The organism is Campylobacterota bacterium, from assembly GCA_040752835.1.
In the GTDB taxonomy this organism is placed as follows: Bacteria; Campylobacterota; Campylobacteria; order Campylobacterales; family Sulfurimonadaceae; genus Sulfuricurvum.
This window is the reverse complement of record JBFMGG010000007.1, coordinates 531,307-545,724: the sequence shown is the minus strand read 5'-3', so window position 1 is coordinate 545,724 and position 14,418 is coordinate 531,307. Positions and strand designations below refer to the sequence as shown.

The window sequence follows — 14,418 nt, the reverse complement described above, 5'->3', positions numbered from 1 at the left end:
CGGTCTTAAAAAAAGTCGAGTTCGAGCTGCTTCATCGACGAGCGCGACGGACGAAGAACACTTTTGTCCACTCCGGCGACCAGGGCAAAATGAAAATCCCTGCTTTGAAGGAGGGCAATGATCTCTTCGGGGTAGCGGTAAAAGAGGATGTTGTCGACGCCGATGGTGAGCGCCGAGCGCATCGTTTCGGGAAGAAGACAGATGATTTTTGCCCAGGAAGCCTGCGCGTCGAGAAAATCGATCTGTTCGTCGATCAGTTCGAGTAACGGTTCGAAAATGACGACCCGCTCGCTCGTTCCGAATTCTTTGATCTCCATCCGCGCGTTGGTAAAAACGGGGATAAAGTGGCCCATCTTGCTGAACCCCCGAATCTGAAACGGGATCCGCAGAAACGTGTAAAAAAACAGCAGGTGCTCAAGATAGGGGATGAAAAACGGCGAGAGCATCTGTCGCTCGTAAAACGTGTCGTTGTGGATGAAAGAGGTTTCGAAAAGGGTCTGCTCGATGATGGTGATCGTATTTTCCTGCGCCCGTATCAGCTGGGAATGCTCGATGAAGATATCGGGATCGGTCAGCGTCGGAGAGAATAGCACGATCGCTTTTTTTTCCAGAGGCCACAGTTTTTCCCACACTTCGCGCATGCTCCCCTCCACATTGCAAAAGGAGGGCGGGGTAGTGATCATCGTGGAGAGGTGCAGTGTAATGGGATCGCAGGCATAAACTTGCAGCTCTTTTTCGAGCAGATAGAAACGGAGCAGCTTTTTGAGTGCCGCATCGATGTTTTCGACTTTGATCCACGCAACTTCACTGTCGGCGATCTGGGTCGGGCGGTCGAACAGGACGCCGTAAGCGCCGTGCAGGAGCGCTTCCGGAATTTCGTCGGCCGCATAGGCGACGAACAATGATCCCCGCTTCACTTTGGAAGGGTCGAAGACGACATTCTCAAAGATGCTGACGGTCGGTGCCCCCAGGAGGTTTCCCTGCGTCAGTGCGAGGATATTTTCAAGCCTCATCCAATCGAACTTCCGCTCGTGCGTGGTTTTTCGGGACGTACGAGGCAGAGTCCCTCAGTGTCTTTGGCCGCGAGGATCATCCCCTCCGAGAGCATTCCCATAAGCTTCGCGGGTTTGAGGTTGGCAACGACGCACACCTGTGTTCCCACCAGCGATTCGGCGGAGTAGTATTCGCGGATCCCCGCGATGATCTGGCGGGGCGTCTCTTCGCCCAGATCGACCTGAAGCTTCAGGAGTTTCGAACTTTTGGGCACTTCCTCGGCTTCGAGGACGGTTCCGACTTTAAGCGAGGTCTGGAAAAACTGATCGATCGTGATAAGACCTTCACTGGGGACCGTACTCTCTTTTTTCTCCTCTTTTTTCGGCTCGGCCGCTTTGGGGGCTTCCTCGATCATCGCTTTGGGGGCTTCGCTCATCAGAGGCTCTTCGACGCGCGGGAAAAGGGGAGGGATTTTTTTGATCGTGAACGGGGCCAAAAGCTTTTTGTTGACGATCAGGTCGTTGTAACTTTGGGTATTGATCGCGAATCCCAGCGCATCGGCGATGGTGGCCGTGGTATTGGGCATGATGCCGTGCAGCATGACCGAGGCTTTGGCGAGTAGATTGGCGACGAGGGCGACGGTGGCGAGGGCTTCGTCCGTTCGTCCCTCTTTGATTTTGCTCCAGGGCGCATGCTCTTCGATGGCCTTGTTCCCGATCGTGAAGACTTTCCAGAGTTCTTCGAGGTAACGGTGAATCTGCAGCTCCTCAAGATAAGGAGGGAGCGCGTCGAGGAGCGCGTGCGCATCGCCCAGTTCGCGTGCGTGGTATTTTTCGACGTCAACACTGTCGATGCGGAAGTCGGAATATTTTTCACTCATTCCGATGATGCGGTTGAGCAGGTTCCCAAGATCGTTGGAGAGATCGGAGTTGAGGCGGTCGATGAGGGCACGCTGCGAAAAGTCCCCATCCTGTCCGAACGGCACTTCGCGCATCATGAAATAGCGGAAATTTTCGGCGCCGTAGTGCTTGGAAACTTCGCGCGGATCGACGACGTTCCCTTTGGATTTGGACATTTTTTCGCCGTCGCGGGTCCACCACCCGTGCGCTCCGATGTGTTTGGGAAGCGGCAACCCGAGACTCATCAAAAACGCCGGCCAATAGATCGCGTGGAATCGGAGGATGTCTTTGCCGACGAGCTGAACGTTGGCGGGCCAGAACGACATTTTGGCTTCGTCGGTGCCGTATCCCAGCGCCGTTACATAGTTCATGAGGGCGTCGAGCCAGACGTACATGACGTGTTTTGGTTCGTTGAGGGATTCGGGGAGCGGAACCCCCCAGCTAAAGCTCGTCCGGGTGACGGAGAGGTCGTTGAGACCGCTTTTGACGAAGCTCATTACCTCGTTACGGCGCGATTTGGGAAGGATGAATTCGGGGTGTGCTTCGTAATAGTCGAGCAACGGCTTTTCGTACTTGCTGAGACGGAAGAAATAACTCTCTTCCTTGACGATGGTGGTAGGACGTCCGCAGTCGGGGCAGCATCCGCCGTCCATGAGCTGCGACTCGGGGAAAAACGTTTCGCAGCTGACGCAGTAGTTCCCCTCGTAAAAGTCTTTGTAAACGTCGCCGTTTTCGACCATTTTCGCGAATGCGGCCTGGACCCCTTTTTTGTGCGCGGCATCGGTGGTCCGGATGAACTGGTCGTAGCTGATGCCGAACTCGTCCCAGAGGTTGCGGAAGGTGGCGCTGATCTCGTCGGCAAACTGCTGTGTCGGCTTGTTCTGTTTTTTCGCCGATTCCTCGATTTTCTGGCCGTGTTCGTCGGTACCGGTGAGAAAATAGGTTTCGTTGCCGACGAGGCGCGAGTGGCGGGCGAGGGCATCGGCGATGAACGTGGTGTAGGCATGACCGATGTGGGCTTCGCCGTTGACATAGTAGATGGGGGTGGTAATATAGTTTTTGCTCATAAAATTTCCTTCCTAAAAATCAAATCCGCCGGTTTCGCCCTTGGACATGCTTTCGTACACGCTCCGGACGTATTTTCCCCGTGTTTCGCACCCGATGCACTCGGGGCAGTCGTAGCAGCTTTCAAGTTTTTTCTCCTCCTGGCACGCCCGAAGGGTGCGGGTTGCCTCTTCGAGCCGCTGCTCGAAAACGTCACTGTTCCCGTGCATAGACACTTATAACCTCGTCGACTTCCTCGGACGAGCCGAAGAAACACGGACTCGTGTCGTGGACGTGCGCGTGGATTTTCTCCAGCACCCGCCCTTTGCCGTCGACCGCTTTTCCGCCGGCCGTTTCGAAGACGAAGGCGAAAGGAAAAACCTCGAACAGCATCCGCAGTTTCCCCTCCGGTTTGTCGGCTGCGCCGGGGTAGCTGAACAGACCGCCGCCTTTGAGGAGAATCTGGTGCAGATCGGGAACCATACCGCCCGAATAGCGCAGGCGATAGCCGCGCGCGAAGAACGAATCGATCATCGCTTTGTGGTAGGGGGCCCAGTGTTGCTGCGTACCGCCGGGGGCCATGATTTTTCCCTTAGCGTTCAAGCGGATCTCCTTGACGTACTCGAATTCGCCGTTTTGGAGCAGATAAAGAGAGGCTTTGCCGTCCTGGGCAAATACGAGCTCGACGCGCGGACCGTAAACGACGTAGCAGGCGGCAACCATCCGTTTCCCCGAAAACCCGCCGTCGTAAATGCCGAAAATCGATCCGACGCTGAGATTGACGTCGACGAGCGATGAACCGTCGAGCGGATCGAACGCGATGAAATAGCGCCCCTCTTCATTGAGCGTCATGGGATGTTCTTTTTCTTCGCTGGCGATGGTGTGGACCGATGCGATTTTGCTCAGTTCCTCTTCGATAATGAGGTCGCTTTGGATGTCGAGCTGAAGCTGCGTTTCCCCGGAGCTGTTCTGTTCTTGCGAATAACCGATGTCTTTGACATCGATGGCGTGTTTGATGCGGATTGCGCTTTTCTGGATCGCTTCTAAAATCGTGTTCATTCAAGTACCTTTGCGTTGTCTAAAATCCATCCGATCACCTGATCGGGGTTGTTGAGATCGAGCAGATCGATCCCCGCGGGGACCGTATAGCGGGCGGTGTCGATCGTGTCGTCGACCGCCAGGGCGTTCATGTAGGGAAAATAGTCGGTATCGATCGATCCCCGGAAAATGCTGATGCGCGGGAGGGGGAGGTTTTTGAGCCCCTCGACCAGCAGCACGTCGAACTCGCCGAACAGGGCGATCAGCTCGTCGAGTTCTTTGTGCCGTTTGGAAAAATAGGTGGTGCGCGTCGGGGAAGTGACGATCACTTCGGCCCCCGTATCGCTGAACTTGTAGCTGTCTTTTCCGGGAACGTCGAACTGGGCCTTGTCTTTGGGGTCGTTTTTGACGATGGCGACCTGCAGACCGTGCTCGTGGATCAGTTTTCGGGCCACTTTGAGAATAAGGGTCGTTTTGCCGCTGTTGGAGGGGCCGGTAAACGCAACCGCTAGTCGTTTTTTCAAAAATCGTACCTCGAGTAAAAATAGGGGATATTATAGTCAACTATCATTGAAATTTTGTTAAGATAGTGTATCTGAACCACTTTTAAGGACGATTATGCGATTTTCACTTGTAGCGCTGGCGGCCGTTTTGGCACTCGGCGGATGTTCCCAGAAAGGGGCGTTCGATCTGTTCACGATGGACGAGGCCCACGAGCGCTCGGTCGAGCAGCTCCGTACCGCCAGTATCGTCAAATCGATGGAGACCAAAGCGATTGTCTCTGCCGTGTATCTCAACCCCGTCTATCCGGGACAATACCGTGACGGCGAGTATTTCATGGCCGCTTTTTATTTTGAAAAGCGCAACCAGGACGTTAAAAAATGGACGTTGGAAGACCACGGTTACACACTGACGCTCAACGTCGCGGACGTCGATTCCAAAACGAAAAAGCCCATTACGCGGGCGATCGCACCCGCTTCGATGGAAGAGATCAAGGAGAACGATCCCCGCCGTTCGCTTATTCCGATCCAGAACAACTGGAACCGCTATTTCCTGATCCGTTTCGAACCGGTCACCGGGCCGGGGCTTGCGCTGCGGCTCGAAAACAATCAGACAGGGTCGGCTGTGTTAAATTATCAAAAATCCGAGTGATCGAAACGCTCTCCCCCAGGATCTTCTTGTAGATCACGTAATTGGCAAGAACTTTCTTGCCGTATTCCCTGCTTTCCGCATTCCAGACGAGTTCCATACTCATAAACGGCTCGTGCACCCCGTTTAGAAAAACCCCCTCCGCCGTAATCAGCCGTTTCGTAAAGCCGATGCCGCCGTTGTAGGCGTAGGCTTTAAACACGGGATTGTAAAGGGTGTTGTCGATGTGTTTGAGATGCTCGATCGCATAGGGAATGTTGAACTGGGGGTTGAACATATCCTGATACGAAGAGACTTTGAGGGGGTGGATTTTGGAGATCGAATCGACATTGAACGGCATGATCTGCATCAGGCCCAGTGCGAAGGAACGCGAGATCAACCCCGGAATCAGCCGGGTCTCCTGGCGCATGAGCGCATAGAGAAACGCTTTTTGGTCGTTGTCGATCCCTTGCAGATAGCGCTCGTAGGGCATGGTGAAATTATGAACGTAGGGCTGGTAAACCCGTTCAATCATGTACGCCTGCACGGCGAGCGAATCGTCTCCTTCGTAGCGTTCGACGAGGCGGTAGAGTTCTTCGGGCGGCGTGGCGACCATTTCGCGGTGAAGACGGTTCCATTCGAACGGATCGTCCCCTTTGAATCCTCCGGGGCCGCTGGTCGGAAGGGTCGTGAAATAGTTTTCGGTTTCGACGCCCAGACGTTCCCTGGCCCACAGGACGTACATATTGATGTCTAGGCTCTCGGAGAGCTCACGAAGCATCGCGTCATCCGACGTGACACGGTAGAGCCAGAAGGTGCATTTGTCCCGTTCCATCGGGGAAGGGGCTTTGCGCTTGGCTTCGAGCAGGTGGAAATGGGCATTGTCGGCGCGCCCGTAGCGAAGGGCGTTGATCCCGAGATAAAAATGGGTCTGGAATCCGTAAGAGCCGCCGCTGACGTTGGCCAGCGAAGCGTGCAGTTCGCCCAGTTTCGGGTCGGTGACGCTCCAGTACACCAGCTGGGCAAAACCGTTCATCGACGTCAGGGAAGCAAGGCTTTCGAGATCGATGGGGTGGTTGAAATGCTCATGCCGGTATTGAGGAGAGGAAAGGTTGAAGAGCTTCAGCGACGCTTCGAGGTCGCTGTAGGGGGCGAAGTGATTGTTATGGTTCATCGTACGCAGCCATTGAACGTCGCCGAAACGGTCCCCCAGGCGTGTCGCGATCAGCTCACGCTCGTAGCTTTCGAGCATCTGCGCTTTTTGAGGGGTGAGGGCGAGGTAGAGGCAGTCGTCCTGCTCGATCGCCATGAGCTGGGTGGAGACTTTCTGCATGCAATCGGCGGTGTAGCGGATTTCGCTCTCGTCGGTTTTGGCAGCATAGTCAAACAAGAAACGCGGGTTGACCGTATCGATCTGGTAAAACGCTTCGCTTGCCGCGGAGGCGTTGATGTCTTGTTTCAGAAATTGCCAGATGAGGAAGTTCTTTTCCCGGGAAGGGGGTTTGGAAGCGATCTCATCGAGGGTGACGGCGGATGCCGAACAAACCAGCAACGCCCCCAGAAACAGTGAACGGCCGATCATCCGACCACCATTCCGTTTATGATATTAATCAATATCACATCGGCCACGTTCAGCAGAACGATCAAAATGATCGGTGCAAGGTCGATGCCGTTGAAAACGGTCGGCATCATGCGTCGGATAGCGCGGTATGCCGGCTCGGTCAATCGGTAAATGATCTGCACGATAGGGTTGTAGGGGTCGGGACGGACCCAGCTGAGCAGGGCGCCGATGATGACGACCCAGATATAGACGGTGAGAAGGGAATGGACGATGCCGCCCAGTCCCGCGATAATGCCGCTCATCATTTGGCCACCTCTTTGATGTAGTTTTTAAGATACCGATACAGATCGGCGAGTTCGGGGCCGTTTTCGGAACCGCTGATGAGAATGCGCAGCGGTTTGAAAAAGTTTTCCCCCTGGAGCCCGCTGTGTTCGGCAAGATAGTTACTGTACGCTTCGAAATCATCGAAATGGGGCGCCTTGAGCGTCAGGTCCCGCAACACGTCAAACCCCTCTTTGTATTCGTCGGGGACGATTTTCGGAGCGAACACCGCGCCGATTTTTTCCCGCAGTTCTTTGAGGGTTACGGCTTCATCGAGGAACACTTTGGCGAGGTTGCCGATCTCTTCGTCGGCAAAGCCGACGTAACGCGAAAGCTCTTTGGGGTCAAGCCCTTTGAGGTGTTCGCGGTTGATGAATTTGAGCTTGTCCATGTCGAACCGGACGGGCGCTTTGGAGAGGGTGCGCAGGTCGAACCATTTGATCGCCTCTTTGAGGGTGAAAATTTCCGTCGGCGTTTTGTTCCCCATCAAGATCAGGTAGTTGCTGATCGCTTCGGGGAGGTATCCTTCCTCCAGCAGCCATTTGACGCTCGAAGCCTCGTCATGCCCGGACGTTTCCTTCCCTTCGTCGTTGAGGATGACGGGCAGATGGGCGTATTCGATCGTTTTGGTATACCCCAGGGCGCGGTGGATGGCGATTTGTTTGGGGGTATCGGAGAGATGGTCTTCGCCGCGGATGATGAGGGAGATGTCGGCGAGCATATCGTCGACCGCACACGCGAAGTTGTACGTCGGATACTTGTCGGCGCGCATCAGGATGAAACTGTCGATTTCATCGGGTTCGAATGTGGACTCCCCCTTGATGATGTCTTTGACGGTGATCGGCTCGGAAGGTTTTTTCAGGCGGATGGTAAAGGGGTTTTCGTTATCGATGACGGCTTCTGCGGGGAGGTTCTCACACTCGCCGTCGTAACGGTAGGCGGTGCGGGCCGCTTTTGCCGCTTCGCGTTTGGCCTCAAGCGTTTCGGGGGGACAAAAGCAGTTAAACGCTTTTTTGTCCTGGAGAAGCTGTAGCGCCATGGCGCGGTGGAAGCGCAGATTGTTGCTCTGGAGCTGCTGCTCTTGGTACTCGATCCCAAAGAGGGCGAGGATGTCGAAAATCTCTTTTTCTTTTCCGGGAATATCGTGTTCTTTGTCGGTCTCTTCGATACGGATCAGGAGCGGTTCATCCCGCTGTACCGCGCAAATATAGTTGAAGAGAGCTACGCGGAGATTGCCGATGTGCATATCGCCGGTAGCGCTCGGAGCAAAACGAAGCATAAATATTTTCCTGAATTTTTTTCTTTACATTCTATCAGAAACTCGGTTTAACGGAGCTTTGAGCACTTTTAAGCGGACTCATCCGCACGATTCGATACAATCGTTACAGCAAATAATCTATCTATCGCCGGGTGAACGAGTGTCCAACGAAAAAATCGCAAAATACGCAAGACATTTTGATCTGGCCGTGATACAGGAAGAGGGGAGCGAGATCCCTTTTGCCCAGGCGGCTTCGGGTCTGTTCCGCAACGTTACGTTTATCACCCCGTCCCAGGCGTCGAAAGCCCACGGCGACTACCATCTGATGATCGTGTGCCTGCCCACGCCGCGTTTGATCTCCTCTTCTTTGGGGAGCCTTCTCTCCTCGATTCATCGTCTTGAAACCCTCGTGATGGCACCCGATTGCAACGATCCCGACGTTTTGAGGGGCGCGATGAAACTGCGGGCGTGGGGTGTCGTCCCATTCCCCTCGGATACCGATGAATTCCATAACGCCCTGTCGGGCATTTTCCCCGTTCTGGTCCGTGCCTATAACGATGCGGTGGTCCACGGGTTCCAGCGCCATATCGCCGAGCATTCCAATGTGCTGTTCTGTATCTGCAAAAACGGCAAAAGCGTGTACGCGAACGACCTTTTGAAACACCATTTTGGCATCAGCAGGATGGATGAATTCGACCGTTTCATCGCGGAGAGCGATCTGGCCAAAATGATGGGCCAGCCGGGGTCAAGCCAAAAAGTAGTGGAAATCGAGAGCGTCCTGGAAGGGGAGAAATCGTATTTTGCCAATACCCATCCGCTCAAAGGAAACGAGACGCTTATCGCGATGATCCCCCTCAAGGCTCCCCTGCAAAGCTGCGAACAGCGGATACACAACCGGATGGAGTTCATTGAACGGCTCAAAGACGCGTTTGTCGTCCACAAAAAAGAGAACGAATCGATTCCGGTCATCATGGTCCACGTCGAAAACAGCGATAAAATCATCGCGCTCAACGGCGAGCATCTTTACCATGAACTTTACAAAGAGATCCTAGTTCGCGCGAAAAGTTATTTCGGCCGCGATGCCCAGATCGCCCAGTGGCACAAAAATGTCTTTACGGTAATGCACGAGCGCGCCGGGCTCGATGAACTCAAAGAGACGCTGGAGCGGTTCCATCACGACGTCAGCGCCCACGTAAGCGTCGAGGGCAACGTTCCGGTGCTCAATTCGTTCGTCATCGATATGAAAGGTTCGGAACTCGATAAAGCGATCCGCATCATCGATAATATCCACCAGAAGAATCTCCTCTCTGCCGACATCGCAAACCTCGTTCACCACGAGATCAGCGTGGGAGAAGGGGTTCTGGACGATACCGAAGAGGCGCTCTACTATCTCGAAAAGCTGATGCTGAACAAAACCCCCATCAAACTTCTGAATTTTTACAAAGGGATCCGGATCAGTACCCCGGCACGGCTGGTTAAACTCTCCGAGGGGCTGGCGTACCTCGCTATCGAAAAGATACAAGGCTATGCGATGAAGCTCGAAGGACATACCGTCATCCAGTCCCCGGGTTTTCCCTTTGACATTCAATCCGAAATCAAGATCGTGGATGTCGGCAAAAAAATCGCCGTCCTTTCGCAATTCCAGCCGTTGGAAGCCTCGGCGAACAACCGGCAGTATATCCGTATCCAGAGCGACCACCGCATGCACGTAACGCTCACTTCGCCCAAAAACGTGAGTGCGGGTACGATCCTCGATATTTCGATCAAATCGATCGCCTGCCGGATCGGAAGCGGCAAAACCCCGCCGGAAGTCGGGACGTCGGTCATGTTGCAGTTCAACCTTCCGATCGCACGGTTTGAGGGGGGGATGGTTCCGATGGCCGTTTCGGGGAAAATACAATATCTCCAAAAAGAGGACGACTTTACAAAGCTCGTTGTCATCCTCGATCTCGAAGAGCCGTACGAGAGCTATCTTATCGAGTACATCTACAACCGTCAGCAGGCACTGGTCAACGAAATTAAAACCATCGTCAACAGGCTCTAGCCCTTTAGAGGATCAGGGTCTCTAGCGGCTCGGGTTCGTGGAGATGGTACCCCTGCATAAACTCGATTCCAAGCGATACGACCTTTTCCATAACGCTTTGCGAGTGGACGAATTCGGCCACGATTTCGATCCCCATCGCCTGAGCCAGCGACACGATCGCCTTGACCGTGATGAAGGCATTGGGATCGGTATCGATGTTTCTGATCAGGCTTCCGTCGATTTTCAAATAATCGACCCCGATGCTGACGAGATAATTGAAATTCGAATAGCCGCTTCCGAAATCGTCGATCGAGATACGGCATCCCGACTCTTTGGCCCGTTCGATGAAACGGCCGGTTTCACTGTGCGCCGCGTCGATTTGTTCGGTTTCCACCAGCTCGATGATGATTCTTCCCTGCAGCGCGTATTTTTCGATCGAGTTGAAAAAAAACGCGGTAACGTCGTTGTTGACGATATCCTCAAACGTGAGATTCACCGAAAAAACGGCCCGATTGTCTTTGAAATAGTCGAAGACGCACGCGAGCATCTGCAGCGTCATTTTTTCGTACAGTCCGGCAATTTTGGATTGCTCGAGAAACCGGTAGGGGCTTAAAATTTCGCCCGACGGGGTGACGAGGCGCATGAGCGTTTCAATTTTGAAACTGTTGTCGCGGGTATTGAAAATTTTCTGTCCGAAAGCGATGATCCGTTGATGCTTGATCGCGTGCTGTATCAAGGCGGTCGTCTCTTTGGCCTGTTTGAGTTCGTTTTCAATCTCGACGTTGCGGTTGAAGTCGATAAAAGAGAGATGGTTGACTTTGGCGTAATGCAACGCCATATCGCATTTCATCCGCAGGTTGCTTTCGCTGCGGGCATAGGCGACGAGCAGGTCGACGTTCAGGCTGGTGCCGGCGAGCTCGAACGGTTCGCTTTCGAGGTGGTTGATGATGCGTCCCAGTTCCGAACGGACGTCATTTTCAGAACCCTCATCAAACAAAAGGGCGAATTCGTCTCCCGACACCCGGTAGATTTTCGCGGCGGAGACCAGCGTGCTGAGCTTATGGGCAAACTGGCGCAGTAGCATATCTCCCGTCTCATAACCGTAGGATTCGTTGATCGCGCGGAAACGTTTGATGTTCAACAACGCAAGAGACTGTATCCCTTCGCAGGCGAGGTCTTCGGTGAGTTGCTGGCGGTTCGGAAGCCCCGTAAGGGAATCGGTCGTCTGGCGGGCGATCTGTTCCATCCGGATAAACAGCTCGGTGACGTCGATGGCGATCGAGATGTATTCCACCGATTCGCGGGCCGGGGAGTAGATGGGAGCGATGACCGAGCGCAGGTAATAGGTACTGCCGTCTTTGGCCCTGTTTTTGATGATGCCGATGTACACGTCGCCGTTTAAGAGTGTCGACCACATCCGGGTGTAAAATTCACGCGGCAAATCGGGGTGTTTCGTAATGCTGTGCTTGTTTCCGATCAGTTCGGCGGCCGAGAAGCCGCTGACGGTTTCAAAGGCTTTGTTGGTATAGGTAATGTAGCCTTCATGGTTGGTTTTCGAGACGATGTACCCCAGGTCGATGACCGTTTTGTAGTTTTCGAGCACCGCCGTATTCGTAAAATAATCGTTCACCGCCCGCCCAATATTGCCCAGCTCGTCTTGCTGTGAGGGGAGATGGCCGAGCATACGCGGGTCTTTGGTACGGATCGATTCGGTTACCTGACGCAGCGGTCTTGTGACGAAGTGGACCAGGAAAAGTGACAGGAGTACGACGAAAACGATTCCGGTTCCAAGGATAAAGACAAGCTGCGTTTTAAAAATCGAATCGACGATTTCACCCGTCGCGCTGTTGAGTTTCACGCCCAGGTGGGCAACCGCCTTTCCATCATGCGAGGCCAGCGGATAAAGGAAGTCGTAGGTTTCGCCCGTTTTGGCCAGCTCGACGTTTTGCCTGGTTATTTTGGCCAGATCGGCGATGTAGTGCGGGGTCCAGACTTTGGCAATGACGAAATACCCTTTCGGAGGCGACTGGCGCATAAAATCCGAAGAGGGCTGGATGGGGGACGAGAAGACCTGGATCAGATGGCCTTTTTCAACAATGAAATAGTACGAAAACAGTGGCAGGGCAGCGGTTATAGTCTCAAGAGGAAGCTTGTTTCTCAGGTCGGGGAGGACTGTCGAGGACTGGTTGTAATGGACGGCCTGACCACGGGTGTCGTAAACGATGCAGTAGTCGATGTGATTGACCTGCATCGGCTCTTTGAGGTTGACCTCGGCCCAGCGGTGGTTTTTGCTCTCCACGAACGAAACCAGCTCGTCCCAATAGGAGTAGTCGTAATTCATGGTTTGCAACTTATCCCCGCGAAGGTCGAGCAGTTCGCCGAAGGTTGCCTGGAATTCCTGTACGCGGATAGTTTGAAGTTCGTCGATTTTTTGGGCGCTGTATTTCCAGAAATAGAGAAACGAGAGGATAAAAAGCGACAATGCGATACGATCAGCAACAAAATCTTATTGTTCAGGCTCACGCATCAGACCTTTGGGCAAAGTAGTATGTTGGATCCATAATGCAATGTTGCAAGTTTAATGCAAGATAGCTTAAAACGGTTCGATACAGGCATTATTAACTCTCTTCTACTATAATACTCAGAATGAATTTTGCATTGGGACGATGCAAAATCTGTAATTTACACAAAGAGGTTTCTTGGAATCGGATTTACAATCCGCTGCAATGCTTGTTGCAGCACTGTTTTTAGTTCTACTTAACGGTTTTTTTGTCCTCTCCGAGTTTGCCATTGTCAAAGTAAGACGAAGTAAACTTGAAGAGATGGCCAAACACGGAAAACCAAACGCTTCGCTCGCGCTTAAAATGTCCAATTCGCTCGACACCTACCTGAGCGCTACCCAACTGGGAATCACCCTTTCGTCGCTCGCATTGGGGTGGATCGGGGAGCCGGCATTGGCAAGGCTGATAGAGCCGACGTTCAATCACTTTTTCGGTGACAACCCGGTTTTGTTGCATACCGTCAGTTTCGCAATCGCGTTTACCGTCATTACCTTTTTACACGTCGTATTCGGAGAACTGGTCCCGAAATCGGTCGCGATCGCCAAAGCCGAAACAATGGCGCTGATTATCGCCAGACCGCTGTATCTTTTCTGGATACTGTTTTATCCGTTGATCCGCTTTTTCGATATCGTCGCCGCTTTTTTTCTGAAAAGAATCGGCATCGCCCCTTCATCCGAACATGAAATGGCACATTCCGAAGAAGAAATCCGCATCATCGTCAATGAGAGTTTCAAAGGGGGGTATATCGATTCGGTAGAGAGCGAAATCATCAAAAACGCGGTCGACTTTTCCGAAACCGTCGCCAAAGAGATCATGACCCCCCGAAAAGATATGGTGTGCATCAATTCCGAAAAGTCATTCGAGGAGAACGTAGCCCTTATCACGACGACACGCTATACCCGCTATCCGTACTGTCACGGCGGCAAGGACAATATCAGCGGCATGATCCACACACGCGATTTGCTCAACAACGCCCTGAAACAGCAGATCGTCGATATGTCGCAGTTTGTCCGGCCCATTATCATGGTCCCCGAAAACGCTTCGGTCGCCGACATCCTCAGCAAAATGAACAAAGAACGGATCCATATCGCACTGGTCGTCGACGAGTACGGCGGAACGTCGGGATTGTTGACGATGGAAGATATTCTCGAAGAGATCGTCGGCGATACGAGCGACGAACATGATTCGAAAAACGAAATGATCCGCCAGATCGATGAGCATACCTTCGAGTTTGACGGCATGGTCAATCTCGAAAAGGTCGAAGAGATTTTGGGGATCGATTTTGATGAAGCGGAACACTCCGTCACCATCGGAGGACGGGTTTTCAATCTGATCGGACGCCTGCCCGAAGTCGGCGATTTTGTGGAGGACGGCATGTACTCCTATGAAATTTTGGAGATCAACAATAAACGGATCAAAAAACTTCTTTGCAAAAAAATCGCTTAGAATCTCTTCAATGCTTGCGGTCCTGTCTTGCATAGACAGGACCGGCTCTGCTTTACGACTTCAATAATATCGATCAAATGAGAGTAATTACCGCAATGGTCGTCCGTTAAATCTAAAAGTATCTTGAAAGTATGTAAATTAGGGAG

12 protein-coding genes are annotated in these 14,418 nt (G+C 52.9%); 3 read left to right on the top strand and 9 right to left on the bottom strand.

Features of this window, described 5'->3' with window-relative positions; genetic code table 11:
• Positions 1 to 5: 5 nt before the first annotated feature.
• The 5 genes from AB1763_08830 to mobB are packed head-to-tail and all read right to left on the bottom strand — an operon-like array spanning position 6 to position 4,498.
• Positions 6 to 1,013, bottom strand: coding sequence for a hypothetical protein (locus AB1763_08830; protein ID MEW5832928.1), 1,008 nt, complete (start codon positions 1,011 to 1,013; stop codon positions 6 to 8).
• Positions 1,010 to 2,959 (bottom strand): methionine--tRNA ligase, encoded by a 1,950-nt coding sequence (gene metG / locus AB1763_08825; GenBank protein MEW5832927.1) that lies wholly within the window; start codon positions 2,957 to 2,959, stop codon positions 1,010 to 1,012. Before metG ends, AB1763_08830 begins: the two co-directional genes overlap by 4 nt.
• A gap of 12 nt (positions 2,960 to 2,971) precedes the next feature.
• Entirely contained in the window at positions 2,972 to 3,166 is a 195-nt protein-coding gene (locus tag AB1763_08820) for a hypothetical protein (GenBank protein MEW5832926.1), read from the bottom strand.
• On the bottom strand, positions 3,150 to 3,995 hold the full coding sequence (locus AB1763_08815) for a class 1 fructose-bisphosphatase (protein ID MEW5832925.1): 846 nt from the start codon (positions 3,993 to 3,995) through the stop codon (positions 3,150 to 3,152). The genes AB1763_08820 and AB1763_08815 overlap by 17 nt, the downstream gene beginning before the upstream one ends.
• A complete protein-coding gene (mobB, locus tag AB1763_08810) occupies positions 3,992 to 4,498 on the bottom strand; it encodes a molybdopterin-guanine dinucleotide biosynthesis protein B (protein MEW5832924.1) in 507 nt (168 codons plus the stop codon). Before mobB ends, AB1763_08815 begins: the two co-directional genes overlap by 4 nt.
• Before the next feature lie 94 nt (positions 4,499 to 4,592).
• Here mobB and AB1763_08805 point away from each other — a divergent pair, with 94 nt between their 5' ends.
• The gene (locus AB1763_08805; GenBank protein MEW5832923.1) at positions 4,593 to 5,126 is read left to right on the top strand and encodes a hypothetical protein; all 534 of its coding nucleotides are present in this window, start codon (positions 4,593 to 4,595) and stop codon (positions 5,124 to 5,126) included.
• On the opposite strand, the gene AB1763_08800 is transcribed toward AB1763_08805, so the two are convergent.
• The 3 genes from AB1763_08800 to gltX are packed head-to-tail and all read right to left on the bottom strand — an operon-like array spanning position 5,047 to position 8,263.
• On the bottom strand, positions 5,047 to 6,684 hold the full coding sequence (locus AB1763_08800; GenBank protein ID MEW5832922.1) for a transglycosylase SLT domain-containing protein: 1,638 nt from the start codon (positions 6,682 to 6,684) through the stop codon (positions 5,047 to 5,049). The genes AB1763_08805 and AB1763_08800 overlap by 80 nt on opposite strands.
• The gene (locus tag AB1763_08795) at positions 6,681 to 6,968 is read right to left on the bottom strand and encodes a YggT family protein (protein MEW5832921.1); all 288 of its coding nucleotides are present in this window, start codon (positions 6,966 to 6,968) and stop codon (positions 6,681 to 6,683) included. The genes AB1763_08800 and AB1763_08795 overlap by 4 nt, the downstream gene beginning before the upstream one ends.
• Positions 6,965 to 8,263 (bottom strand): glutamate--tRNA ligase, encoded by a 1,299-nt coding sequence (gene gltX / locus AB1763_08790; protein ID MEW5832920.1) that lies wholly within the window; start codon positions 8,261 to 8,263, stop codon positions 6,965 to 6,967. The genes AB1763_08795 and gltX overlap by 4 nt, the downstream gene beginning before the upstream one ends.
• A gap of 139 nt (positions 8,264 to 8,402) precedes the next feature.
• On the opposite strand from gltX, the gene AB1763_08785 reads away from it, so the two are divergent.
• Positions 8,403 to 10,286, top strand: a complete 1,884-nt coding sequence (locus AB1763_08785) for a PilZ domain-containing protein (GenBank protein MEW5832919.1) — start codon at positions 8,403 to 8,405, stop codon at positions 10,284 to 10,286.
• A gap of 4 nt (positions 10,287 to 10,290) precedes the next feature.
• On the opposite strand, the gene AB1763_08780 is transcribed toward AB1763_08785, so the two are convergent.
• Positions 10,291 to 12,747: an EAL domain-containing protein gene (locus tag AB1763_08780; GenBank protein ID MEW5832918.1), complete on the bottom strand. Its 2,457-nt coding sequence runs from the start codon at positions 12,745 to 12,747 to the stop codon at positions 10,291 to 10,293.
• A 244-nt stretch (positions 12,748 to 12,991) separates the two neighbouring features.
• Between AB1763_08780 and AB1763_08775 the strand changes: the two genes are divergently transcribed.
• Entirely contained in the window at positions 12,992 to 14,272 is a 1,281-nt protein-coding gene (locus AB1763_08775; protein MEW5832917.1) for a hemolysin family protein, read from the top strand.
• The last annotated feature ends 146 nt before the right edge of the window (positions 14,273 to 14,418 follow it).